The organism is uncultured Pluralibacter sp. (assembly GCF_913775985.1).
In the GTDB taxonomy this organism is placed as follows: domain Bacteria; phylum Pseudomonadota; class Gammaproteobacteria; order Enterobacterales; family Enterobacteriaceae; genus Pluralibacter.
Window position 1 is genome coordinate 121597 of record NZ_CAJYMB010000096.1, and the last position, 24401, is coordinate 145997.

Consider the following 24401-nt stretch of genomic DNA (forward strand, 5'->3'; position numbering starts at 1 on the left):
GACCTGTAGAAACGATGTTTAAGGGCGCAGCGGCGCCCTTTTTTAATGGGAGGCGAAATGGCAATTGCTCTGGTAACCGGCGGCAGCCGGGGGATCGGCAGGGCTACGGCTCTGCTGCTGGCGAAAGCGGGCTACACCGTGGCGGTCAATTATCATCACAACATCGTGGCGGCGAACGAGGTGGTGAACGCGATTGCGTCCGGCGGCGGCAGGGCGCTGGCCCTGCGGGCCGACATTGGCGACGAGGCACAGGTGATGGCGATGTTCAGCGCCCTGGACAGGGAGCCGGAGCCGCTGGCGGCGCTGGTTAACAATGCCGGGATCCTGTTCGCGCAAAGCACGCTGGAAAACCTGAGCGCGGCGCGCATCAATCAGGTGCTGAACACCAACGTGACCGACTATTTTCTCTGCTGTCGGGAAGCGGTCAGGCGCATGTCCTTCAGGCACGGCGGCAGCGGCGGGGCGATCGTCAATGTCTCTTCTGCTGCTTCCCGGCTCGGCGCGCCGGGCGAATACGTGGACTACGCGGCTTCGAAAGGCGCGGTTGACAGTTTGACGAGAGGACTTTCGCTGGAGGTGGCGGCGCAGGGCATTCGGGTTAACGCCGTGCGTCCCGGCCTTATTTATACCGATATTCACGCCAGCGGCGGCGAGCCCGGGCGGGTGGATCGGGTGGCCGCCTCGCTGCCGATGGGGCGCGGGGGCCAGCCGGAAGAGGTGGCGCAGGCGATTGCCTGGCTGCTGAGCGACGGTGCATCCTACGTGACCGGCAGCTTTATCGAGCTTGCCGGCGGTAAATAACAGGCGGCCCGCTTGGGCCGCCTGTTTTCTTACGCCATCCACAGCCGCAGGCGCATGCCCCAGCTGCTGGTCCAGCCGGTGGTGATGGCGGTGACTTTCCCACGATAGACGATCAAGATCGTCGGCGTTGCCTGAACCCCCCAGCGGGCCGCAAGCTGCCCGCGCGCGTCATTCACCGTGGGTGCCGCAAGATGCCTGCGCCGCAACCCCTGCGCCAGGGCGGCATCGTCCCCGGAGCGCAGGGCCACGGTCACCACATTTGCGCCGCTGGCGGCAAGTGAGGCCACCGACGGCGTAGTGAAGCGGCACACGCTGCACCAGGTGGCCCAGACGTAAACCAGCAGCGGGCGATCCTGGCTCATTGCCGCCAGATCGACGGGCTGGCCGTCAATGGTTTCCAGCGGCTCGCTGCTGAAGCCCTGGGGCAGGGCCGGGCGGCGGGCATAATCTACTGCCAGGCTGACGGCGCCCGCCAGCAGCAGAAAAATCACCAGCTCGCGGCTCCAGCGAACAATTTTACTGCGCATCCGCTTTCGCCAGCTGTTCTTTCACCAGCGCCTCCAGCTCGTCGGCGGGAATTGCGCCGGCGACCATCTGGTCGCCAATGATGGTCGCCGGGGTGCCCTGAATGTTCAGCACCTGGGCGAGGATCAGGTTCATCTTCATGGTATCGCGGGTCTTTTCCTCGATCTTGATCGCGTCCGTGCCGGTTTTTTTCTGTGCGGCGAGAATGCTGGCGTCATCGTGGTAGCCCTTTTTCGCCATCAGCCGCTGGTGCAGCGCCCAGAACTTATCGGGCTGCTGGTGCCAGGTGGAGAGTGCGACTTTAGCGGCGTTCATAGAGCTCTCGCCGCGAAACGGCAGCAGCTTAATGATAAGGCGCACGTCGGGATTCTCCTGAACCACCTTTTCCAGCATCGGATCGAACTTCTTGCACCACGGGCAGTTGTAGTCGGTGAATGACACAATCGTCAGACGCGGTGCTTTTGCACCGGTGGCCGGGCTATCGGGATCGTTAAACAGCAGCTTTTCCAGCTGATCGTTGCTGGACGCCGGCGCCGCGTCAGGGGCGGCGAAGCTAAGCGTCGAGGCGCACAGCAACAGTAAGGCAGCGATGATTTTCATGATTATTTTCCTTTCGCGGTGGACAGGTCGGCAAGCAGCGACTCCCTGTCCAGAAGAGGGGACTGTACGCGCCCGGCCGGCAGGCCGGGGCCGTAAATTTGATTAAACGGGACGGCGGCGCTGCCGCGGGCGTTGAGGAACTGGCTAATCTCTGCTGACGGGCGCGTCCAGTCGCCGCGCAGCGCTACCACGTCCGGCTGGGTAAGGGCCTTCTGCACGTCGTCGCGCAGCAGCACGTTGTATTTATTGGCTTTGCAGGTCACGCACCAGTCGGCGGTGACATCGACAAAGACCCGCTTGTGCCCGGCCAGCGCCCGGGTAATCGCCTGCTCGCTCAGGGGCTGCCAGTCGATGCGGTCGCGGCGCGGGCCGCTGCCGCCGGACAGTGAGGCAAAGGTGACGGCGGCGATAACCAGCAGCGCCGGAATGCCTGTGCGGATCGCCGCTTTTCCGCGATGGTGCAGAGCAAGCGCCAGCGGGAGAACCAGCGCCAGCAGCAGTGCGATGGCAATAACGATAGTGGTTCCCACGTGGGCCTTGAGCAGGCTCAGCAGCCACAGCGCGGAGCCGAGCATCATCAGGCCGAGGAGCGTTCGCAGCGTATTCATCCAGCGTCCGGGACGCGGCAGGAAGCGGGCGAACCCCGGCCAGGCGGCGATAACCAGCCACGGCAGGCTCATGCCGATACCCATCGCGAAGAACAGTACCCACAGCTGCGGCAGCGGCGCCACCAGTGCTGCCGAGACGGCGGTGCCGAGAAACGGCGCGGTGCAGGGCGTTGCCAGCAGCGTGGCGAACGCGCCCTGCCAGAAGTGGCCCATCAGCCCCCGGCCGCCGCGGGTGGCCAGAAAGGTGCTGGTTCCCGAGGAGAGGCGAAACTCAAACAGCCCCAGCAGGCTGGCGCTGAACAGCACCATCACCAGCGCCATCGCGCCGATAAACCACGGATTCTGGAACTGGATCCCCCAGCCCAGCGCCTGATTGCCCAGCCGCAGCAGGGTCATCATCAGCGCCAGCGCGAGGAACGAGGCCACAATGCCGCATACCGATGCCAGGAACTGCCGCCTGATATCGCCGCGCTGCTGGTCGCGGGCCTGCACCAGCGAACCGAGCTTCATCGCCAGCACCGGCAGCACGCAGGGCATTACGTTGAGGATCAGTCCGCCCGCCAGCGCCATCAGCACCACCCAGCCGAGCGACACCGCCGGGGCCGGGCTGCCTTTAGCGACGTTGACCGCGCTCTCCTGCGCCTGTCCGCCGTCGGCGAGCACCAGGTTGAGCGTTTTGCCGCTGATATCCGGGGCACTCTCGCCCCAGCCGTCGCTCACCGGCACCGTGGCGGTCAGCGTATTGCCGCTTACCTGCAGCGCCGGCTTGCCGAAGTCCACATCATCCACGTTGTCGATGTACAGCGCCGGCTGCTGCCAGCCCGCTTCCCGCACTGCGCTAACAGTAAGTTTGCCGCTGGCATAGCGGGCTTCAAGATGGTTGGTAAGACCGCTTTGTAACGGCAGCGTCCCCATCGCCCGGGTGAAGTCATAGTCGAATTCGCCGCCGGCGGGGGCGGTCGTGTCCAGCGAGAAGGGAAAGTCCGTCAGAATGCAGACGTTGCTGCACGTTGAGAGCGTAAGCACCCCGCTAAGCCGGGTCGGCAGCGGACCGTGCACGGTCATGGGAAAGCTGACGTCGCCGTGATAGCCCTGGGTTGAGATCCCGGCAACCTCAAAGCGCTGCGGTGTCGGCCAGCGCCAGGTAACGTTAACCGGCTGCTGCCAGGCAATGGACGGCGCAATGCCGCCTTCGCCCGGGGATCGCCAGTAGGTTTTCCAGCCCTTTTCAAGGCGAATATCCAGCAGCAGGCGCGCGTCGCCGCTGTCGTTTTGTCCGGCCCGCAGCCGGACGCTGGCGTGTGAGTTATCGGCGGCGCGCAGCCAGCCGCTGTCGGCGGCCTGGCTGAGAGGCAGCCATAGCCAGAGCAGGCAGACAATCAGCCGCCTGAAGAATGTAAACATAAATTTTCTCCGTAAGTGATGAATTAACCCGAGTTTTCAGGCCGTTCTCACTCACGGAAGACGCATAATCGCAGATGCACCCGCAGCCGGGGCGGAGAGATAACCCGCGGCGGCCAGAGGCGCTCAATGCTGGGAGGGGAGGCGGCCAGTATCACCAGCAGAAGGGTAATGGCGAACAGCGCACCTTCGAACAGCACCGGCGGCACGTTGACCAGCGATTTGGCGCTGAGCTCGCAGGGGGCGACCGGCTCGTCGGCGCCGTCCGGCGCGTGCTGGACAGACTGGACGGCTTCAGGCGCACTGGCGACGAGCGAATGCATCCCGGCCACGCGCTGGGTAATGCACACCAGCATCACCAGGCAGGCAAGGACGAGCAGAGAGAGAGCTTTTCGCTGTTGCTTAATCATGTGCGCCTCAAAAATTCAGAGGCTCATCTTATCGGCATACGTTGTTTTAGCAATGTTAAAGCTGTAAAGAAGTGTAGTAGGTGCGCCCCGCGTAAAGAACGCGGGGCGCAGAGGATCAGAGGATTTCGCCGTTGCTGGCAATGACCTGCTGATACCAGGCAAAGCTCTTTTTACGCGAGCGGGACATATCGCCGCTGCCGTCGTCGTGGCGGTTAACGTAGATAAATCCGTAGCGCTTGCTGTACTGGCCGGTGGTAAACGAGACGCAGTCGATACAGCCCCAGGGCGTGTAGCCCATCAGATCCACGCCGTCGTAGGTGACTGCTTTCTTCATCGCTTCAACGTGGGCGCGCAGGTAGTCGATGCGGTAATCGTCGATAATGCTGCCGTCCGCTTCCACTTTGTCGTAGGCGCCAAAGCCGTTTTCGACGATAAACAGCGGCTTCTGGTAGCGCTCGTAAAGCTCGCACAGGGCATAGCGCAGGCCTTCGGGATCGATCTGCCAGCCCCAGTCGGAGGCTTTCACGTGCGGGTTCGGCACGCTGCCTTCTAAGCCGGAAATGGCGTCGCCGCTGCCGCCTTCGGCTTTCACCGCGTTGGTCATGTAGTAGCTAAAGCCCAGATAGGCGCAGGTGCCGTCGCGCAGGATCTCCGCATCACCCTCTTCCATGCGAATGTTGAACCCGCGCCGCGCCCACTCGTTAAGGACGTAAGACGGGTAGTAGCCGCGCAGCTGCACGTCGGTAAACACGTAGCGCTCGCGCATGGACTCCTGCGCGTACATCACATCTTCCGGCTTGCAGGAGTAGGGGTAGAGCGGCACCATCGCCAGCATGCAGCCTACCTGCATTTCGGGATTGATGCGCCGCGCCGCTTTCACCGCCAGGGCGCTGGCGACGAACTGGTGGTGCAGCACCTGGTACATGGTCTCTTCTGGATCCTGATGCTCGGTGTAGACCACCCCGGAGCAGCAGTAGCCGAACAGCGGCGCGCGCCAGTTGCGCTGGTTATTGATTTCGTTGAAGGTCATCCAGTATTTGACCTTGTTGCGATAGCGCTCGAACACCACTTCCGCGAAGCGCACGAAGAAATCGACCACTTTACGACTGGTCCAGCCGCCGTAGGCCTGTACCAGGTGCAGCGGCATTTCAAAGTGGGAGAGGGTGATCACCGGCTCAATATTGTATTTGAGCAGCTCGTCGAACATGTCGTCGTAGAACTTCAGCCCCTCTTCGTTGGGCTGCGCCTCGTCTCCCTGCGGGAAGATGCGGGTCCAGGCAATGGAGGTACGAAAACACTTGAAGCCCATCTCGGCAAACAGCGCGATGTCCTCTTTGTAACGACCGTAAAAGTCTACCGCCTCGTGGTTGGGATAATATTTGCCGGGCTCAACCTGCCGGGTTATTTCCCGCGGCACGCCGTGGGCGCCGCCGGTCAGCACGTCGCAAATGCTCGGGCCCTTGCCGCCTTTATTCCAGCCGCCTTCCACCTGGTGCGCCGCAACCGCGCCGCCCCATAAAAAGTCTTTTGGTAAGGTCAGTTTTTTCATCGTTTCCATTTCCCTTTAATAACGCTGCTGACGATAAGTCTGGCAAAAGGGAAATTAAATGTCACGGTATAACAAAATGGCCGCAAGGTGATTTGTCACGTCGAAAAAACACAGTGTTTTATTCTGCCAGCCTGTCCGCCAGTCGCCGCCCCAGAGATTCGAGAATATAGATAACCGGGATTTGGGTTGTAATATCGTAGACCCCGTCGATGCGGGTCGGGCTCATGTGCCAGCACAGGCTATGGTCTGCGAGGCGCGCCAGCCGGGAGCGCTCGTGCCCGGTGATGGCGAGCACGCTGCAGCGGTGCAGGCTGAACTGGCCGGCGAAGCGCAGGATCTCTTCCGTTTCGCCGGAGACGGAAAGCACAATCGCCAGCGCATTTTTCGCCATATCGCGGGTCACCGGAAAATAAGGATCGTCAATGTGGTTGCTGAACTTGCCGACGTTAGAGAAAAAGCGCGCGCCGTATTTTGCCAGCGCGCCTGAGGTGCCGGCGCCGACGAAAATCACGCGCTCGGCGGCCAGAATGACGCTGGCCGCATCGTCCAGCTGGCGCTCAAATTCGTCATTGTTAACGCTTCTGAAGAAGCCAATAATTTCCCCGGCGCCGCCGTTCATCTGCGGAACGGCGCTCTGTTCCAGGTAGAGCTTGAAACGTACCCGGAACTCCGAGTAGCCATCGCACTGCAGTTTGCGGCAAAATCTCAGCACCGTTGTTGTGGATACGCCCGCCGCGTCCGCCAGCTCGCGAATGGTCATATACATTACCGCGTCGCGATTTTTGATGACGCACTCATAGACCTGCATCTCAAGGTTATTCAGGCTGGCAATAGCGGCGTGGGAAAACAGGCTCACGAAGCGGTACTCATTTAGCAAAACAGGAACAAAATCATACCATGGCCCCGAACGACATCACTTTTTTTCAGCGCTTTCAGGAAGACATCCTTGCCGGGCGCAAAACCATCACTATTCGCGACGCCAGCGAATCGCACTTTACGCCCGGCGACGTTTTGCGGGTGGGGCGCTACGAGGATAATGGCTATTTCTGCACCCTGCGCGTGACGGCCACGTCGACAGTGACGCTGGACACGCTCGAAGAGCAGCACGCGCGCCAGGAAAATATGACGCTGCCGCAGCTGAAAGCGGTGATTGCGGAAATCTATCCGGGACAGCAGCAGTTTTATGTTATTGAATTTGTGCTGGTGGCGTAAGGCTGCTGCGCGGCGGACAGAATAGATCGTCAGTGAGGTTTTTATTTCAGCGAACAGGTGTTCACTGGAATCATTCTCAGTTAGGCTAAGAGAGCTTCAGGCACTTTTTGTTCATCCGGAGTCCACTATGACCAATAAACCATTAACTACGCAGGGCTATTCACTGGCAGAAGAGATCGCCAACAGCATCAGCCACGGCGTTGGGCTGGTGTTTGGTATTGTCGGGCTGGTACTGCTGCTGGTGCAGGCGGTTGATGCAAACGCCAGCGTTATGGCCATCACCAGCTATAGCCTCTATGGCGGCAGCATGATCCTGCTGTTTCTCGCCTCCACGCTGTATCACGCTATCCCGCACAAGCGGGCGAAAACCTGGCTGAAAAAGCTTGACCACTGCGCTATCTACCTGCTGATTGCCGGTACCTATACGCCGTTTTTACTGGTAGGGCTCAACTCCGGGCTGGCGCGCGGCCTGATGATTGTTATCTGGGGCCTGGCGCTGATGGGGATCCTGTTTAAGCTGACGATAGCCCACCGCTTTAAGGTGCTCTCGGTGGTCACTTATCTGCTGATGGGCTGGCTGTCGCTGATTGTCATCTATCAGCTGGCCATTAAGCTCTCGGCCGGCGGCGTGGCGCTGCTGGCGGCGGGCGGGATTATTTATTCATTGGGCGTTATCTTCTACGTCAGCAAGCGGATCCCTTACAACCACGCTATCTGGCACGGCTTCGTGCTGGGCGGCTGCGTTTGCCACTTCCTGGCGATTTATCTGTACGTCGGGCAGCTTTAAGTCTGGCAGCAAATGAAAAAATGCCCGATCGCCATCCGTACGAAGCTGGCGATCGGGTGGCCAATGACCATTAACAACACCAACGGTTAATGCCGGGCGCTCAGTGCGAACGGCATTAATGCTGACAATTTGGCAATCCGCTAACTACGCGCAGAGCAGCCGAATATTAAGGAAAACAGGACAACGAAGAATATGCGGAAAATAATAGAGAGTATCTGACGATGATATAATGCTTCCACATTCAACCTCCTGTTTTGGCTTTTACATCCTCATTTCAATGCTTCTGGATAAACCACAGCCAAAGATATACACAAAAAATCAATATTAATATACAAAAAATTAACCTTTACCTATTAGGGGTAATATAGAGATAAGTTCTATATTATTCTTTATTTAGATAAGGGAGGGTTTCTGCAGCGTAGAAATAATCGGAGATAGGTTACAGCACAGACCCTCAGCGCGTAGTTGCGGCATGTTGGAATAATCATCAAAATACTTTCTATCGGCGATCTGCTGTGATATTTGCGCAAGAAATAGCGGAAATGCGTGCCCAAGCTGGCGCAGCTGTCTGTCAGTAAATCGTCCTTCAATGCGGGAGTTGCGGGCCTGATAATGCAGTTTGCCCTGCTGCCAGCGTAAGCAGGCTACAAAGCGGGGCAGGATATGGCCGCCTTGTCTTTCATAAGGATTTTCGGGGTGGGGCATTTTACCTCTCGCGCGATAATTAAATGAAATAATTAATCACGTAAAAAACCGCCAGGCTAAGTAAAACAGCCGTAACGATATTTTTCACGAAACAGGCAATAACCACGCTTGCGACAGCCGCTAAAAAGTAGGGATTGAGCGGAAACTCTCTTATCACACCGCGATCCATTAAAATAATTGGGCCGCAGATGGCAGTGAGCAGGCAGGGGGCCGAGTACTTTAGCGCTTTATTAATCACTGCCGGCAGCCTCAGCGGTACCGCAGGCTCAAGAAAAACATAGCGGTTGAAAAAGACGATTAGCGCCAGCGTTAAGATCAGTATCCAGCTCATATTATGGCTCCTTGCGTAAAACAGAAGCGGCCGTTGCGGCAAACATGCCGCTCAGTCCGGCGACCACAATGGCGCCGTCAAAATGGCAATAGCTCAGTATCATTGACAGCACCAGTGATACGGCCACGCCGACCAGCGTGCTTATATTCTTGACCATCGGCACCACCAGCGTGATAAAGGTCGCCACAATGGAATAATCGAGGTGATATTTATCGAGATCCGATACTGCGGATGCCATCAGAATGCCCATCAGGCTAAACACATTCCACGACAAATAGAACGCCAGGCCCGCGCCGATTAAATAGCCCGGCGTCAGCGCCGCGCGCTTATTTTTCGATTCACTGAGGGCAAAAAGTTCGTCCGTCAGCAAAAAGCCGATCGGCAGCCGCAGCTTTGCTTTCAGACAGGATACAAACTCCCGCAGGGTCAGGCCGTAAATAAAATGCTGGGAGGTGATAAAAAAAACCGACACGAGGATGGTAAACAGGCTGGCCCCGGACAGCGTTAGTCCCAGCGCGACGAGCTGTGCAGCGCCGGCAAAGACGATGGCCGACATCCCCACACTTTGCCAGAACGTTAAGCCAGCCTGCACGGCCATTGAGCCTGCGAGAATACCCCACGGGATCACGGAGATGCACAGCGGCAGCATTTCAACGGCGCCGCGGGTAAAAGAGGAGTGCGACTGCGCCTTATCAGCACAAATTGGGTTAATGACTTTACTCATGGATAACGCCAGCGGTTCAGCAACAACATAGCCGTTACGCTAGCGGAGAGGGCGGGCGGTGTATTGAACGTTATTGCTGCCTCATGGATCAGGCTTTAATGAATTCGCCCGGCGTCAGGCCAACACAATTTTTAAAATGGCGATGAAAGTGGCTCTGATCGGTAAACCCGCAGATTGTCGAGGTATCAATGATGCTGACGCCGCTGCGCAGCAGCTCGCGAGATTTACGCAGCCTGGCCTGGATCAGATAGGCGTGTGGCGTCAGGCCGGTCACTGCTTTGAACTGCCGCAGGAAGTGCCAGTGGCTAAGGCCCGCCAGCTGCGCCAGCTGGGTTAATGTATGATCGGCCTCGGGACAGCTTTCGATAAAATCTTTTACCCGCAAGATCTTAAGGGTTGCCTCCGGCTGTGGACGCGGAGGCTTGCGGGTGCGGCTATAGCGCAGGCTCAGCAGCGTCAGGGAGGAGAGCAGCAGAGTCTCTTTGAGCAGATTATTGCCTTCCTGAGCAAGCATACTGAAGGTGAGCAGAAGCTGCTGGGAGAGTCCCGGATCGTGGACAACGGCATCCGGGAACCAGGGAACAAAGCCTTTTGCATCGGGTACCTGACGCAAAATGGTACTCAGCATATCCGGATGGGGATAGATTGCCCGGTAGGCCCAGCCGTGCTCCAGCTCGGAGCAGCCGGTGTGCACGTCATCGGCGTTGACGATAATAATGTCACCGCGCGGTGCGACGTGCTCGGCGCCCGAGCGGTAAAAGCGCTGGGCACCCTGCTCGATAACGCCAATGCAGAATGTCTCGTGAACGTGTCGGGCGAAGCGCTGCTTGTAATAGTGCGCCTGCAGCATGTCTACCCCGCCCAGCGCATCAAGGCGTCGGTAGTCAGTGTGTTCCTTAAATGGGACCCCCATCGTGAACTCCTGCTTTACGCGTTGTACGAAATTGCTGCCGGCGCCGTCGAATCAGGCTGGCTGCCGTCAGGCTTCGGCGAGCGAATAGGGCAGCGGCTGAATGTGCAGAGTGCCTTCCCCTGCTCGAACCCGGAACTCGCTCTCCGGTTCCATATCGTTATTCATTACCACCTGGACCAGCAGCTGGCCGTCGCCGAGCTGTACGGCGGCGAGCACGGTGCCGGTGCGGCGCCAGTTGTCGCCCATCTTCATCTCCAGGTCTTCACCGGCCTCCGGTACCCGGTCGGCGGTGCCAGCCAGATACCACAGGGCACGCTTGTTGGCGCCGCGAAATTTTGCGCGCGCCACCATCTCCTGCCCGGTATAGCAGCCTTTTTTAAAGCTGATGCCGCCCAGGGCCTGGATATTGGTAGCCTGAGGAATGAACTGGGCGCTGTTGGCAGCGTCGATAACCGGCAGGCCGGCTTCAATATTCAGCGCCAGCCACTGCTGGCTGTCGTTGAGCGCGGCGCTGTCGCGCAGGGCGTCAGCGATGCGCTGGGCCGTGGCTTCGGAAACCACCAGCAGGAAACGCTCGGCGGGATGTTCAAACCACAGCAGAGTGCTGTCGCCGTCGCGGGTAACCTGGTTTTCGCCATCCGGCAGCGTAGTGAACAGTGCTGCCAGCGCGTCGCGCGCGCCCGCGCCTGCCAGGCCGAGCAGAACCCGGCTGTCGTCCGGTGCGATGGTGACTTTAGAGAAGATGGCGTACTTTTTCAGCTCGGTGAGCTGATTCTCGCGCACGCTGCGGCGTTCAATCCAGGCGAAGCCCCCGTTATCCTGAAACAGGCGCAGGTTGCTCCACATTTTTCCTTTCGCATCGCAGTGGGCAACGGAGAGATGCTGCCCGGGCGCGAGCTGTGCGACGTCCGCGGTAATTTGGCCCTGAAGGTATTTTTCACTGTCGGCGCCGGTAATTGTCGCCAGCGCCCAGTCGTCCAGCGTCATTAGCGTCAGCGGCAGCTGCGCGGATGCAGCGGGCTGGCGAGAAGAAAACGGTGTAAAAGCCATAGTTATGTCCTGAATAGCCTAACGCAGAGTTAATAAGTAATGGTAAAAGAGCCATTGCGCATTGCAAGCGCTTTCCGAAGACCATTCGTGCCATTATTCTTCTTTTACGCTGATGGATGAAAAATAATGTAAACCATACTGAAAATGCGGTTTTAGTCTGGAGATGATGCGCAATAAGCAATATTACTTTAAAGAATGAACTTAAAACGCGTTAAACTACGCGGGACATTTTTTGAGGAAGGACTACATGGATATCAATAATAAGTCTCGAATCCACTGGGCGTGCCGGCGCGGAATGCGCGAACTTGATATTTCAATCATGCCTTTTTTTGAGTATGAATACGACACGCTGAGCGACAGCGATAAGGCGCTGTTTATACGCCTGCTGGAAAATGACGACCCGGACCTGTTCAACTGGTTAATGAATCACGGTAAGCCTGCGGATGCAGAGCTGCAACGGATGGTGCAACTTATTCAGACACGGAATCGGGAACGTGGTCCTGTGGCAATCTGATCTTCGCGTCTCCTGGCGCGCGCAGTGGATATCCCTGCTTCTGCACGGCGTTGTCGCGGCATTAATTTTGATGATGCCGTGGCCGCTGAGCTATACGCCCGTGTGGCTGCTGCTGCTGTCGCTGGTGGTGTTTGACTGCGTGCGCAGCCAGCGGCGGATTAACGCCAGCCACGGTGAAATTAAGCTGCTTATCGGCGCTCGCCTGCGCTGGCAGGAAACCGAATGGCAAATTCTCGGCAAACCGTGGATGCTCGACAGCGGCATGATGCTTCGCCTGCGGCGGGAAGATAACCGCAAAAAAACGCATCTGTGGATTTCGGCGGACAGCATGGACGCCGGCGAGTGGCGGGATCTGCGCCGCATGCTTCAGCAGCCGACGCAGCCGTAATTACACAGTCAGGCGCTATTTCTCAGGAGAAGTGCTCGGTCATTTCACTGAGGATCTGCTCGCACCAGAGCTGCAGGCGCTCGTCGCTCTGCTCGTACTGATTCGTCTCATCCAGCGCCAGACCCACGAAAAGCTGCCCATCGGCAATAACGGGTTTGGGGCTGGTGAACTCATAGCCTTCCGTCGGCCAGTAGCCGACAAACGTCACCGCCTTGCGGGCCAGCTTGTCATGCAGCATGCCGAGGGCGTCGAGAAACCATTCCCCGTAGCCAATCTGATCGCCCATGCCGTACAGCGCGATAATTTTACCGTCCAGATTCAGCGCGTCGAGCTGGCCCCAGACCGCCTCCCAGTCTTCCTGGATCTCACCAAAATCCCACGTCGGAATACCGAGGATAAGTACGTCGTACTGCTCCATCAGCGTCAGAGCGTCATCTTTAACATTGTGCAGCGTGACCAGTTCCGGGCCGATAATATCGCGAATTTTCTCGGCGGCCATTTCGGTGTAGCAGGTAGTAGAACCGTAAAAAAGACCTATTTTCATAGTGATAATTCTCAGTACAGGCTTTGTCTTTGCGCTAGTGTATCAGAAAGGCGCTTCCTTAAGGCATAATGGCCCTATTGCACCCGTAAGAGGCCGATGTGGAACAGGATCTCGTACAAATTGAACAGTTTCTCGATGCGCTGTGGCTGGAGAAAAACCTCTCCGAAAATACCCTCAGCGCCTATCGCCGCGATCTTACTATGCTGGTCGAGTGGCTCGATCGCCATCAGCTGACCCTCGCTAGCGTGCAGGGCAGCGACCTGCAGCAGCTGCTGGCAGAGCGGGTGGAAGGCGGCTATAAGGCCACCAGTACCGCCCGGCTGCTGAGCGCCATGCGCCGTCTTTTTCAACATTTTTATCGTGAAAAAATACGCGCCGACGATCCCTGCGCGCAGCTGGCATCGCCGAAGCTGCCGCAGCGGCTGCCGAAAGATCTCAGCGAAGGGCAGGTAGACAGGCTGTTGCAGGCGCCGCTGGTGGACAATCCGCTGGAGCTGCGCGATAAAGCGATGCTCGAGCTGCTGTACGCTACCGGCCTGCGCGTTACCGAGCTGGTCGGGCTTACCATGAGCGACATCAGCCTGCGTCAGGGCGTGGTGCGGGTGATTGGTAAGGGTGACAAAGAGCGGCTAGTGCCGCTGGGCGAAGAGGCCGTTTACTGGCTGGAAAACTATCTTGAACACGGTCGCCCGTGGCTGCTGGACGGTGTTTCCATCGACGTGCTTTTCCCCAGCCAGCGGGCCCGGCAGATGACGCGGCAAACCTTCTGGCACCGGATTAAACATTACGCGGTGCTGGCGGGTATCGATAGCGAGAAGCTTTCTCCCCACGTGCTGCGGCACGCGTTTGCCACGCACCTGCTCAACCACGGCGCCGATCTGCGGGTGGTGCAGATGCTGCTGGGACACAGCGATCTCTCCACCACCCAAATCTACACACACGTTGCCACGGAGCGGCTGCGGCAACTTCATCAACAGCATCACCCGCGCGCGTGATGCTGAATATACAGGACGGATTATGAAAAAAGGTTTATTGATGTTTTCCCTGCTGGCAGCGGCGCTGTCCGGTACTGCACATGCAGACGATGCTGCGGTGCGCCAGTCGCTGGCCAAGCTTGGTGTACAGAGCTCCGATATCCAGTCTTCGCCGGTGGCGGGCATGAAAACCGTGCTCACCAACAGCGGTGTGCTGTACGTCACCGAAGACGGCAAGCACATTATCCAGGGGCCGATGTATGACGTCAGCGGCGCTCAGCCGGTTAACGTCACCAACCAGCTGCTGATGGGCAAGCTTAACGGTCTGGAAAAAGAGATGATCGTGTATAAAGCCCCGCAGGAAAAACACGTTATTACCGTGTTCACCGATATTACCTGCGGCTACTGCCACAAGCTGCATGAAGAGATGAGCGACTATAACGCGCTGGGCATTACCGTGCGCTACCTCGCCTTCCCGCGCCAGGGTATCGAGAGCCAGGCCGAGCAGGATATGAAATCTATCTGGTGCGCAAAAGACCGCAATAAGGCTTTTGACGATGCGATGGGCGGCAAAGGCGTTAAACCTGCCAGCTGCGATATTAATATCGCTAACCACTACGCGCTCGGCGTGCAGTTCGGCGTGACCGGCACTCCTGCCGTTGTGCTGAGCGACGGCTATCTGATCCCGGGATACCAGGCGCCGCGTGAAATGAAAGCGTTCCTCGATCAGCATCAAAAACAGACCAGCGGTAAATAACAGGCGTGAAAAAAGAGATACAGCTTCGCCGCAGGGACGTGGATGAATCAATCGTTTTGCCGGATACGCTTCCGCCGCTGCTGCGCCGCTTGTACGCCAGCCGCGGCGTGACCCGCGCCGAGGATCTTGAGCGCAGCGTCAAAGGCATGCTGCCGTGGCAGCAGCTTACCGGCGTTGAAAAGGCCGTTGAGCATCTCTACGCGGCTTTCCGCGAGGGACTGCGCATTATCGTGGTGGGGGATTTTGACGCCGATGGCGCTACCAGCACTGCCCTGAGCGTGCTGGCCCTGCGCCAGCTGGGCTGTAATAACGTTGCCTATCTGGTGCCCAACCGCTTTGAAGATGGCTATGGCCTGAGTCCGGAAGTGGTGGAGCAGGCGCACGCCCGCGGCGCGCAGATGATCCTGACCGTCGACAACGGCATCTCTTCCCACAGCGGCGTCGATCGCGCCCACGCCCTCGGTATTCCGGTACTGGTTACCGACCACCACCTGCCGGGTGAAACGCTGCCGGCGGCAGAAGCTATTGTTAACCCCAACCTGCACGACTGCGCCTTTCCGTCAAAGTCGCTGGCGGGGGTGGGCGTTGCCTTTTACCTGATGCTGGCCCTGCGTACTTTTCTGCGCGACAAGGGCTGGTTTGAAGAGCAGGGCATTGCCGTACCGAATCTCGCCGAGCTGCTGGATCTGGTGGCGCTGGGCACGGTCGCCGACGTGGTGCCGCTCGATGCCAACAACCGCATTCTCACCTGGCAGGGGCTGAGCCGCATCCGTGCGGGTAAGTGCCGGCCGGGCATTAAGGCGCTGCTGGAAGTCTCCAACCGCGAGGCGCAGAAGCTCGCCGCCAGCGATTTAGGCTTTGCGCTGGGGCCGCGCCTCAATGCGGCAGGCAGGCTTGACGATATGTCGGTCGGCGTGGCGCTGCTGCTGTGCGACAACATCGGCGAGGCCCGCCAGCTGGCAAACGATCTGGATGCCCTCAATCAAACCCGTAAAGAGATAGAGCAGGGGATGCAGGCTGAAGCCCTGACCCTGTGCGAGAAGCTGGAGCGCAGCGGTGAAGCCCTGCCCGGCGGCCTGGCGATGTACCATCCCGAGTGGCATCAGGGCGTGGTGGGCATCCTCGCTTCGCGGATTAAAGAGCGCTTTCACCGCCCGGTTATTGCCTTTGCGCCCGCGGGGGACGGTACTCTTAAGGGCTCCGGCCGCTCAATTCAGGGTCTGCACATGCGCGACGCGCTGGAGCGGCTGGATACGCTTTATCCGGGGCTGATGATCAAGTTTGGCGGCCACGCGATGGCGGCAGGTCTGTCGCTGGAAGAGGCAAAATACGAGGAGTTCCAGCGCCGCTTCGGCGAGCTGGTGACCGAGTGGCTCGATCCCGCGCTGCTGCAGGGTGAAGTAGTATCAGACGGCCCGCTGTCGGGGCCGGAGATGACCATGGAAGTCGCGCAGATGCTGCGGGATGCCGGTCCCTGGGGGCAGATGTTCCCGGAACCGCTGTTTGACGGGCGTTTCCGCCTGCTCCAGCAGCGGCTGGTGGGCGAGCGGCATCTGAAAGTGATGGTTGAGCCGGTAGACGGCGGACCGCTGCTGGACGGCATCGCGTTTAACGTCGATACCACCCGCTGGCCGGACAACAGCGTGCGCGAAGTGACGCTGGCCTATCGCCTCGATATAAACGAGTTTCGCGGCAACCGCAGCCTGCAAATAATCATTGACACTCTCTGGCCAACTTAGCGCAGGATTTTCTACAAAAAAGGGCCCGGATCCGGTAATATCGGGCTCTTACACCGCATTTTGACAAGCGCAGAAGATAACCGACCATGTTTGAAATCAATCCGGTAAAAAACCGCATTCAGGACCTCACCGAGCGCTCCAACGTTCTTCGGGGGTATCTTTGACTATGATGCCAAGAAAGAGCGTCTCGAAGAAGTAAACGCCGAACTTGAGCAGCCCGACGTCTGGAACGAGCCCGATCGGGCGCAGGCGCTGGGCAAAGAGCGCTCCTCCCTGGAAGCCATCGTTGAAACCCTCGACCAGATGTCGCAGGGCCTGGAAGACGTTTCCGGCCTGCTTGAACTGGCCGTTGAAGCCGACGACGAAGAGACGTTTAACGAAGCCGTTGCCGAGCTTGACGGTCTTGACGGCAAGCTCGCCCAGCTTGAGTTCCGCCGCATGTTCTCCGGCGAATACGACAGCGCCGATTGCTATCTGGATATCCAGGCCGGTTCCGGCGGCACCGAAGCGCAGGACTGGGCCAGCATGCTGACCCGCATGTATCTGCGCTGGGCCGAAGCGCGCGGCTTCAAAACCGAAATCATCGAAGAGTCAGAAGGCGAGGTTGCGGGCATTAAATCCGTGACTATCCGCATTGCCGGCGATTACGCCTACGGCTGGCTGCGTACCGAAACCGGCGTACACCGCCTGGTGCGCAAGAGCCCGTTTGATTCCGGCGGCCGTCGCCATACTTCCTTTAGCTCTGCGTTTGTCTACCCGGAAGTTGACGACGATATTGATATCGAAATTAACCCGGCGGATCTGCGTATTGACGTGTACCGCGCATCCGGCGCGGGTGGTCAGCACGTTAACCGTACTGAATCTGCCGTACGTATTACCCACCTCCCGACAGGTCTTGTCACGCAGTGTCAGAACGACCGCTCGCAGCACAAGAACAAAGACCAGGCCATGAAGCAGATGAAAGCTAAGCTTTATGAGCTGGAGACGCAGAAGAAAAATGCTGAAAAACAGGCGATGGAAGACAACAAGTCTGATATCGGCTGGGGTAGTCAAATCCGCTCCTACGTTCTGGACGACTCCCGCATTAAGGATCTGCGTACCGGAGTGGAAACCCGCAATACCCAGGCCGTGCTTGACGGCAGCCTGGATCAATTTATCGAAGCAAGTTTGAAAGCAGGATTATGAGGAACCAACATGTCTGAACAACAATCGCAAGGTGATGACGTAGTAGTTGATCTTAATAACGAACTGAAATCCCGTCGCGAGAAGCTGGCGGCGCTGCGTGAGCAGGGCGTGGCTTTCCCGAACGATTTCCGTCGTGACCATACTTCAGATCAACTGCATGCTGAATTCGATAGTAAGACCAACGAAGAGCTTGAAGCGCTTAACGTTGAAGTGGCCGTTGCCGGCCGTATGATGACTCGCCGCATTATGGGTAAAGCCTCTTTTGTTACCCTGCAGGATATGGGCGGTCAGATCCAGCTGTACGTTGCCCGCGACGATCTGGCAGACGACGTCTATAACGAAAAATTCAAAAAATGGGACCTCGGCGATATCCTGGCGGCGCGCGGTAAGCTGTTCAAAACCAAAACCGGCGAACTCTCCATTCATTGCACCGAGCTGCGCCTGCTGACCAAAGCCCTGCGCCCGCTGCCGGACAAGTTCCACGGCCTGCAGGATCAGGAAGCCCGCTATCGCCAGCGCTATCTGGATCTGATTGCGAACGAAACCTCCCGCAAAACCTTCCTGACCCGCTCCCGCATCCTGGCCGGCATTCGCCAGTTCATGGTTGAGCGCGGCTTTATGGAAGTAGAAACGCCGATGATGCAGGTTATCCCTGGCGGCGCGTCCGCGCGTCCGTTCATCACCCACCACAATGCCCTCGACATGGACATGTACCTGCGTATCGCGCCGGAACTGTACCTGAAACGTCTGGTAGTTGGCGGCTTTGAGCGCGTTTTCGAAATTAACCGCAACTTCCGTAACGAAGGTATTTCCGTTCGCCACAACCCTGAGTTCACCATGATGGAACTCTATATGGCGTATGCGGATTATAAAGACCTGATCGAACTGACCGAGTCGCTGTTCCGCACTCTGGCCGAGAATGTTCTGGGCACCACCAAAGTCCCTTACGGCGAGCACACTTTCGACTTCGGTAAGCCTTTTGACAAGCTGACCATGCGCGAAGCGATCAAAAAATACCGTCCGGAGACTAACCTCGACGATCTGGAGAACTTCGACACCGCTAAAGCACTGGCCGAATCTCTGGGCATTCACGTTGAGAAGAGCTGGGGCCTGGGCCGTATCATCACCGAGATCTTCGATGAGACTGCCGAAGCGCATCTGATTCAGCCGACCTTCATTACTGAATACCCGGCTGAAGTTTCCCCGCTGGCGCGCCGCAACGACGTCAACCCTGAAATCACCGACCGCTTTGAATTCTTCATCGGCGGCCGTGAAATCGGTAACGGTTTCAGCGAGCTTAACGACGCAGAAGACCAGGCTGAACGTTTCCAGGATCAGGTTAACGCCAAAGATGCCGGTGACGACGAAGCGATGTTCTACGACGAAGACTACGTGACCGCGCTGGAGCACGGCCTGCCGCCGACCGCTGGACTGGGTATTGGTATCGACCGCATGATGATGCTGTTCACCAACAGCCACACCATCCGCGACGTGATCCTGTTCCCGGCCCTGCGCCCGGTAAAATAAGGCTCAGTGATTAAAAAGCCCCTTCGCACCGCGGTGCGAAGGGGCTTTTTTTATATCCCGGCAAACTGCTTCAGGCGCTGGCGGGCAGGAAGGTGGCTGAACTGCTGGCGCATCCACGGGCTGAACATGAACGGTGCCGCGGTGATAGCCTGCTGCAGATCGTCCAGCGCAATCCAGTGATAGTCCATCACCTCATCAGGATTGGCCTCAATCTCAGACTGCTGGCGCGCGGCGTAGACCGGGCAGCGTTCGTTTTCAACGATCCCTGAGCTGTCGGTTTCGCAGTAGCTAAAATCAGGGAAAACCGGCGTAATGTCCGCAACGGCGACGCCAATTTCAAACTGGCAGCGGCGGGCGATGGCCTGCTCAAACAGTTCTCCGGTTTGCGGATGGCCGCACACGGAATTGGTCCACACGCCGGGCCACGCCTTTTTCCCCAGCGCCCGCCGCGTAAGCAGCAGCTGTTGCCTGTCGTTAAACAGCCAGCAGGAGAAGGCAAGGTGCAGCGGCGTTTGACTGTGGTGTGCCGCATACTTTTCCTGAGTTCCGCAAGGTGTACCTTGCGCGTCGAGTAAAATTACATGCTCCATAACATCCTCTCAGGTCGAATGTTAATAGTGTATATCAATGTCATTAAACGCGTTCATTGTTGCGTGCTTAATATTATGATTGGCTGTTAATGAGATGTGCCGGGGGCATTGGCATTCGGCAGTGGCCTGTTATCATAGGACTTCTGTGCCCTGAATAATCTGAGCTGCCTGAAGGCGCGCAGCCTGAATTATCCAGGGTATATGTGCTTCAAATGAGGATATAACGTGCTGCAGGATGCCCGATGATAAACCGCTTTTCCGCGATACTCTGCCTGACGCTGGCCCTGATGCTAACCGGATGCGCCAGCCGTTCTTCCGATGCCACCTACACCGTTAAGCGCGGCGACACGCTATATGGCATATCGCGTCAGACCGGCACCAGCGTTAAAGATCTGGCGCGCCTCAACGGTATTTCACCGCCCTACACGATTGAAATCGGGCAGAAGCTCGTGCTTAATTCGGCCAAAAAGGCTACAAAATCCGCAACCCGCACCGCGAAGACTGTGCTGCCATCCTCTGCGGTTCCGCAGTCCTCATGGCCGCCTGTGGGCCAGCGCTGCTGGCGCTGGCCGGCCAGCGGTAAAGTTGTTCTGCCCTATTCAACGGCGGACGGCGGCAACAAAGGCATCGATATCGCCAGTTCGCGCGGCCAGCCGGTTTACGCGGCCGGCGCGGGAAAAGTGGTATACGTTGGCAACCAGCTGCGCGGCTACGGCAATCTGATCATGATTAAGCACGGCGAGGACTATATTACCGCCTATGCGCACAACGATAAGCTGATGGTCAATAACGGGCAGTCGGTAAAATCAGGGCAGCAAATCGCCACCATGGGCAGCTCCGATGCGGATTCCGTACGCCTGCACTTCCAGATCCGTTATCGAGCGACCGCTATCGACCCGCAGCGCTACCTGCCGCCGCAGGGCAGCAGGCCCAAATGCTAACTGACGGATTTATCATCAGTTAGCCGCATTTTAATGCTTGTCAGCGCGGGTGCGAGGTTTATAATGTTCCTCGCACTTCCCCCGCGGGCGTAGTTCAATGGTAGAACGAGAGCTTCCCAAGCTCTATACGAGGGTTCGATTCCCTTCGCCCGCTCCAGTTACGCACCTCTGCAACGCCAAAACCCCATAATTCGACTTATTTCAGATGCTTCTCTGATAATCTGCCGTGTGCGTGCGGTGACGTCCTCTCGTTTGCGGTAAGGCCCGGATGTTCTCATGAGATACCGGCTCGACAATTTCTTCCCGCGCGTAGGCAAAACGATGCGCCCGCAGCGTATGGCTTCTGCAGGGGTAATTGCTTTGTTAATTTGCAGAGGTAAAGAGAAATTACTAAATGGCCAGGCAAGCCGAACAGGATGAAGTAATACAATTGGATATCAATATATACCCGTCATACTTCAAGCCGCTTGGGCGTTGGCTGCGTTACTCGGCTCATCCCTAAAGATCCGTCGTTTTGCGACGTACCCTGGTCACTTACGGAAGTCAAACTCTCGGGGATTCACTCACTTGCCGCGTTATTCGACCTGCGGCCTCACCCTTACAGGGTCAGCGCAAGCGCTGCTCAAAGCATCAGGGATGCTTTGAGCAGCAACTCGAATTATTTAGGGCATAAATCAAGATCGAGCATGCTAAATTGAAGTAAAATATCCAGCTCTTAAAATTATTGTACTTTTATAATTTATAAAGCCGATAGCCAGTACCTGGCATATCGAACCATTCAAGTGTTAATCTCCGGCAATACCCGAACGACAAATTTTACGCAGACCAGGTATCATTTTAAGTACTTCATCAACGCTGCGGTAGAACCATGCCTTATGAACGTGACTGTCTATATTAAGAGAGCGCATGACCTCTTCTTCTCGTCCCCATACGGTTTTTGGACTGATGGAAATTGCTTTTGCTATTTCCTTGGCGGAGAGACCTTTTACTAATAATTTTATAATGCGCCATTGCCCTGGAGTCATAAAACGTTTAGGAAATAAATTAACTGCTTTATCTGGTGACGCAAGGGATGAAAGCATTAACTTTTTTATCTCAACAACCGGCGCTGACAAAGAGACTATTCGAACGCCTCTGGGAAGGAAAGAAAAATCAGAAGGAATACACTCCGTGATGATAAGCTGCTGAAGTGCTGGCAGCTTTCTATTTAACTGAATAATTAATGCAGCCATATTTTTTAGACTTTCACTGCGTGAATCTATCCAGATAACAACATCAGGAATAAAGCTTTTTTCAATTAAGACAGTACTGTGGAGCATTCTCGTGTCATTAAATATCTGCACCCGAAGTGGGCATAGTGAACGATAAATTGCACGGATACCATCAATAGCGATACTGTTTCTGGAGATAATAGCAATGTTTTTCCACTTTTGTTGTGGCTGACTTACTACGCCCTGAGATAACCATTTATCAGAACTGTTTTCTGATTCATGATTCAACAAAGCGTTCGTTTTGATCGTTCTTTGATCGGAATAGCTTTCTGGTGGACAAACGCCTATAACATCTACCGGGATAACACTTTCCGATAAGCTCTTCTTTCTGTTCATCTTTTCAATCCAGAAGTTAATTGGGAATTTAATTACAAATAAAATCAGAACTCAAATCTGTTATTAACAAAGTTCTAACAAATGGGGCGAGAGCGCAAAAGGATAGTAAGCTATTAGCATTATTTCCCATCGCAATTAAAATTTATGCTTCTTGGCCAGATATTGTGTGCTTTCAGGCATATCAGTTTATAAAGTCTGGGGTGAATAGCGGAGTAAATCTTTAATTCACTCAAATATACATTAGCATCATTGTGCCGTGAAAGATAATTCGTCGCCCAACGATCAAAATCCTTTAGATCATTAATGTCGTGGGTCATGTTATAATGTACTAGTAAGGCAATATGCTTGTCATAATCTAGGCGCTGATATTGGCTTGATTTATTCCACAACGTTGATTCAACACTTTCTCCACTTTCAGGCAACAATGTAATCAACCCGCCTCTTTCAACCGCCGTGAGTTGCTGCTGAGTTTGTAAAGCACCAATCATAAAAAATAGTACACTCAGACTTATCGCAATAATGCCCCAGCGAATATGGTTTGCTGTGATATTTTTAATCAGAAGAGGCAACTCTCTATTTTTAAGAGCGGTGAAGCTGGACGGTGCCAGAGAGGTATTTAGCAATATTACCAACGTAAGTGCATGAGGCACCGATAAATAGAGGGGATACTCAAGATTGATATGACAGATTAAGGGCGTTAAAAGTGCTAAACCTTCCCAACGCCAGCCCCCTCTGCGCCACAGCATCCAGATGATATCGCTAACCATCAGCAGCAGCCCAACCAGGGCGGGTAACCCGCCTTCTGACCAGGCATAAAGAATTTCATTGTGCGGGTGCGTTAATATTGCGCTGACAAAAGGACCGCCGCTTTGTTGTGCCTGATGGGTAAATGCCGGTTCAAATCCGCCGTAGCCCGTTCCTAAAAAAGGGTGGTGCAGAATCATTTGCCAGGTGGTTTTAATTATTGCCCAGCGCTCGAGCGTAGAACCAGTCTTATTCACCAGAACAAATGCATTAGAGAGTTTTGAAAAGTTAACACCCGGAAAGAGAGTAGTTAACAGCGGGTTGAGCCAACCGTGTTGCCACGTATAGGCGATAAATACGCCAGTAGCAACAAAGAAAAAGGGGGTGAAGAGCTGGCGCGTCTGTCCGTCACGCTGCAGGGATGAAATGACAATAAATAGCATTCCAAAGGTGGTGCCAATCCATCCCGCGCGGCTCTGAATCAGTACCAGCACAAATGCCATAAAAAGCAGGGCGAAATTCGCCAGAGCGCCTTTATGCTGGCTTATCACCAGACTAACGATCCCTGTGGCCACGAAAGAGGCGAGAACATTAGGCTGTTGAAAAATACCAAGCAGGCGCGTGTAGCCGGCAGAATGTGATGTGGCCTGTAATACGTGATTAAGGTATGCCACCTGGACAAAGCCAAATGCGGCCTGGAGAAATGCGGCAGCGGCAACTATCAGTAAAAATCCCCGCCGCTGTATTTTGCTCAAAGGCAAACGTCGTAATAGCCAAAGAAAACACAGCAGTCCCCACAGGGCCATAACGTGCGGCAAACTCTCCAGCATGGCACTTTTCGATGGGGACCAGCACAGCGGCAGCGACCAGAGGAGCGCTCCCAAGGGTAACAGGCGCATGGTCGGCATTGATACCACGGGTTCCAGCACAAAAGTGGGCAAACGAAACGCCAGCCATAATGATACCAGCGCCATAACGCACCAGCTGATGATGTTAAAAGGTAATGCCAGGCCGCTACCACCGTTATCGGGTAAATAAATCAACAAACCGGCTACCAGCCAAATTGTCAGGATTATAGTCGTTACCTGGTATATTAATTTATTTTCAGTTGCGGGATTTTTTCCAGCATTTGTACTGTAAGTAAAGTGCTGATTCAGATAAAGCTTCACAAAATAGCCACCTGACAATACAGCCTGAGTTATTGCGTTATGGCTGCTGTGGTTAATAAAATGGGCAATTGTAGTAAGATGCCCGACTGTCAATTCATTTAAAATG

The 24401-nt window shown here is 56.1% G+C and carries 26 protein-coding genes and 1 tRNA gene; 12 read left to right on the top strand and 15 right to left on the bottom strand.

The annotated features are described in order from the left end of the window. Window positions 1-57 precede the first annotated feature (57 nt). Window positions 58-801 carry an SDR family oxidoreductase gene (locus QZ766_RS11375; RefSeq protein ID WP_297201863.1) on the top strand — a complete coding sequence of 248 codons (744 nt, stop codon included), beginning with the start codon at window positions 58-60 and terminating at the stop codon, window positions 799-801. Window positions 802-830: 29 nt separating this feature from the next. Here the strand turns inward: QZ766_RS11375 and QZ766_RS11380 are convergent, their stop codons facing one another. The 6 genes from QZ766_RS11380 to QZ766_RS11405 all read right to left on the bottom strand — a co-directional run bounded on the left by QZ766_RS11380 (window position 831) and on the right by QZ766_RS11405 (window position 6744). Further along, window positions 831-1328 carry a protein disulfide oxidoreductase gene (locus tag QZ766_RS11380; RefSeq protein WP_297201866.1) on the bottom strand — a complete coding sequence of 166 codons (498 nt, stop codon included), beginning with the start codon at window positions 1326-1328 and terminating at the stop codon, window positions 831-833. After that, the gene (locus tag QZ766_RS11385; RefSeq protein WP_297201869.1) at window positions 1318-1926 is read right to left on the bottom strand and encodes a DsbA family protein; all 609 of its coding nucleotides are present in this window, start codon (window positions 1924-1926) and stop codon (window positions 1318-1320) included. The genes QZ766_RS11380 and QZ766_RS11385 overlap by 11 nt, the downstream gene beginning before the upstream one ends. A 2-nt stretch (window positions 1927-1928) precedes the next feature. Beyond that, window positions 1929-3938: a protein-disulfide reductase DsbD domain-containing protein gene (locus QZ766_RS11390; RefSeq protein ID WP_297201871.1), complete on the bottom strand. Its 2010-nt coding sequence runs from the start codon at window positions 3936-3938 to the stop codon at window positions 1929-1931. 47 nt (window positions 3939-3985) lie between these two features. Then, window positions 3986-4345, bottom strand: a complete 360-nt coding sequence (locus QZ766_RS11395) for a copper resistance protein (protein WP_297201874.1) — start codon at window positions 4343-4345, stop codon at window positions 3986-3988. Window positions 4346-4460: 115 nt separating this feature from the next. Further along, a complete protein-coding gene (locus QZ766_RS11400) occupies window positions 4461-5894 on the bottom strand; it encodes a 6-phospho-beta-glucosidase (protein ID WP_297201877.1) in 1434 nt (477 codons plus the stop codon). A gap of 118 nt (window positions 5895-6012) precedes the next feature. Next, a complete protein-coding gene (locus QZ766_RS11405) occupies window positions 6013-6744 on the bottom strand; it encodes a MurR/RpiR family transcriptional regulator (RefSeq protein ID WP_297202316.1) in 732 nt (243 codons plus the stop codon). 47 nt (window positions 6745-6791) lie between these two features. On the opposite strand from QZ766_RS11405, the gene yqfB reads away from it, so the two are divergent. Together yqfB and QZ766_RS11415 are read left to right on the top strand one after the other, a co-directional pair. Then, a complete protein-coding gene (gene yqfB / locus QZ766_RS11410; RefSeq protein WP_297201878.1) occupies window positions 6792-7106 on the top strand; it encodes a N(4)-acetylcytidine aminohydrolase in 315 nt (104 codons plus the stop codon). Window positions 7107-7233: 127 nt separating this feature from the next. Continuing rightward, window positions 7234-7893 (top strand): hemolysin III family protein, encoded by a 660-nt coding sequence (locus tag QZ766_RS11415; RefSeq protein WP_297201881.1) that lies wholly within the window; start codon window positions 7234-7236, stop codon window positions 7891-7893. Between the two features lie 393 nt (window positions 7894-8286). Here the strand turns inward: QZ766_RS11415 and QZ766_RS11420 are convergent, their stop codons facing one another. The 5 genes from QZ766_RS11420 to ygfZ all read right to left on the bottom strand — a co-directional run bounded on the left by QZ766_RS11420 (window position 8287) and on the right by ygfZ (window position 11616). Further along, window positions 8287-8598, bottom strand: a complete 312-nt coding sequence (locus tag QZ766_RS11420; RefSeq protein ID WP_297201884.1) for a type IV toxin-antitoxin system YeeU family antitoxin — start codon at window positions 8596-8598, stop codon at window positions 8287-8289. 19 nt (window positions 8599-8617) lie between these two features. Beyond that, window positions 8618-8929, bottom strand: a complete 312-nt coding sequence (locus QZ766_RS11425) for an AzlD domain-containing protein (protein ID WP_297201886.1) — start codon at window positions 8927-8929, stop codon at window positions 8618-8620. 1 nt (window position 8930) lies between these two features. Further along, window positions 8931-9578, bottom strand: a complete 648-nt coding sequence (locus QZ766_RS11430; protein WP_297202318.1) for an AzlC family ABC transporter permease — start codon at window positions 9576-9578, stop codon at window positions 8931-8933. 163 nt (window positions 9579-9741) lie between these two features. After that, window positions 9742-10566: an AraC family transcriptional regulator gene (locus QZ766_RS11435; RefSeq protein WP_297201889.1), complete on the bottom strand. Its 825-nt coding sequence runs from the start codon at window positions 10564-10566 to the stop codon at window positions 9742-9744. 66 nt (window positions 10567-10632) lie between these two features. Further along, window positions 10633-11616 carry a tRNA-modifying protein YgfZ gene (gene ygfZ / locus QZ766_RS11440; RefSeq protein ID WP_297201892.1) on the bottom strand — a complete coding sequence of 328 codons (984 nt, stop codon included), beginning with the start codon at window positions 11614-11616 and terminating at the stop codon, window positions 10633-10635. A gap of 247 nt (window positions 11617-11863) precedes the next feature. On the opposite strand from ygfZ, the gene sdhE reads away from it, so the two are divergent. Then, complete coding sequence (gene sdhE / locus QZ766_RS11445) at window positions 11864-12130, top strand: FAD assembly factor SdhE (protein ID WP_297201894.1); 267 nt, start codon at window positions 11864-11866, stop codon at window positions 12128-12130. After that, window positions 12111-12518, top strand: coding sequence for a protein YgfX (locus QZ766_RS11450; protein WP_297201896.1), 408 nt, complete (start codon window positions 12111-12113; stop codon window positions 12516-12518). Before sdhE ends, QZ766_RS11450 begins: the two co-directional genes overlap by 20 nt. Before the next feature lie 22 nt (window positions 12519-12540). Here QZ766_RS11450 and fldB read toward each other — a convergent pair whose 3' ends face one another. Then, entirely contained in the window at window positions 12541-13062 is a 522-nt protein-coding gene (fldB, locus tag QZ766_RS11455; protein WP_297201899.1) for a flavodoxin FldB, read from the bottom strand. 98 nt (window positions 13063-13160) lie between these two features. Between fldB and xerD the strand changes: the two genes are divergently transcribed. From xerD to lysS, 5 genes are all read left to right on the top strand, one after another. Continuing rightward, window positions 13161-14057 (top strand): site-specific tyrosine recombinase XerD, encoded by an 897-nt coding sequence (gene xerD, locus QZ766_RS11460; protein ID WP_297201902.1) that lies wholly within the window; start codon window positions 13161-13163, stop codon window positions 14055-14057. Window positions 14058-14079: 22 nt separating this feature from the next. After that, on the top strand, window positions 14080-14793 hold the full coding sequence (dsbC, locus tag QZ766_RS11465) for a bifunctional protein-disulfide isomerase/oxidoreductase DsbC (protein ID WP_297201905.1): 714 nt from the start codon (window positions 14080-14082) through the stop codon (window positions 14791-14793). A 5-nt stretch (window positions 14794-14798) separates the two neighbouring features. Further along, complete coding sequence (gene recJ, locus QZ766_RS11470; RefSeq protein ID WP_297201907.1) at window positions 14799-16532, top strand: single-stranded-DNA-specific exonuclease RecJ; 1734 nt, start codon at window positions 14799-14801, stop codon at window positions 16530-16532. 86 nt (window positions 16533-16618) lie between these two features. Beyond that, window positions 16619-17717 (top strand): peptide chain release factor 2 gene (gene prfB, locus QZ766_RS11475; RefSeq protein WP_297201910.1). Its coding sequence is split into 2 segments (ribosomal slippage): window positions 16619-16693 and window positions 16695-17717, totalling 1098 coding nucleotides; the frame shifts between segments, so codons are not numbered across the junction. 9 nt (window positions 17718-17726) lie between these two features. Continuing rightward, window positions 17727-19244: a lysine--tRNA ligase gene (lysS, locus tag QZ766_RS11480; RefSeq protein ID WP_297201913.1), complete on the top strand. Its 1518-nt coding sequence runs from the start codon at window positions 17727-17729 to the stop codon at window positions 19242-19244. Between the two features lie 50 nt (window positions 19245-19294). Here lysS and idi read toward each other — a convergent pair whose 3' ends face one another. Further along, window positions 19295-19834, bottom strand: coding sequence for an isopentenyl-diphosphate Delta-isomerase (gene idi / locus QZ766_RS11485; RefSeq protein WP_297201916.1), 540 nt, complete (start codon window positions 19832-19834; stop codon window positions 19295-19297). Between the two features lie 242 nt (window positions 19835-20076). Here idi and actS point away from each other — a divergent pair, with 242 nt between their 5' ends. Together actS and QZ766_RS11495 are read left to right on the top strand one after the other, a co-directional pair. Then, on the top strand, window positions 20077-20775 hold the full coding sequence (gene actS / locus QZ766_RS11490) for an amidase activator ActS (RefSeq protein WP_297201919.1): 699 nt from the start codon (window positions 20077-20079) through the stop codon (window positions 20773-20775). 83 nt (window positions 20776-20858) lie between these two features. Then, a tRNA-Gly gene (locus tag QZ766_RS11495) sits at window positions 20859-20932 on the top strand. 628 nt (window positions 20933-21560) lie between these two features. On the opposite strand, the gene QZ766_RS11500 is transcribed toward QZ766_RS11495, so the two are convergent. Together QZ766_RS11500 and QZ766_RS11505 are read right to left on the bottom strand one after the other, a co-directional pair. After that, window positions 21561-22382 carry a LuxR C-terminal-related transcriptional regulator gene (locus QZ766_RS11500; protein WP_297201922.1) on the bottom strand — a complete coding sequence of 274 codons (822 nt, stop codon included), beginning with the start codon at window positions 22380-22382 and terminating at the stop codon, window positions 21561-21563. 119 nt (window positions 22383-22501) lie between these two features. Next, the gene (locus QZ766_RS11505) at window positions 22502-24295 is read right to left on the bottom strand and encodes an O-antigen ligase family protein (RefSeq protein WP_297201925.1); all 1794 of its coding nucleotides are present in this window, start codon (window positions 24293-24295) and stop codon (window positions 22502-22504) included. Window positions 24296-24401: the final 106 nt, after the last annotated feature.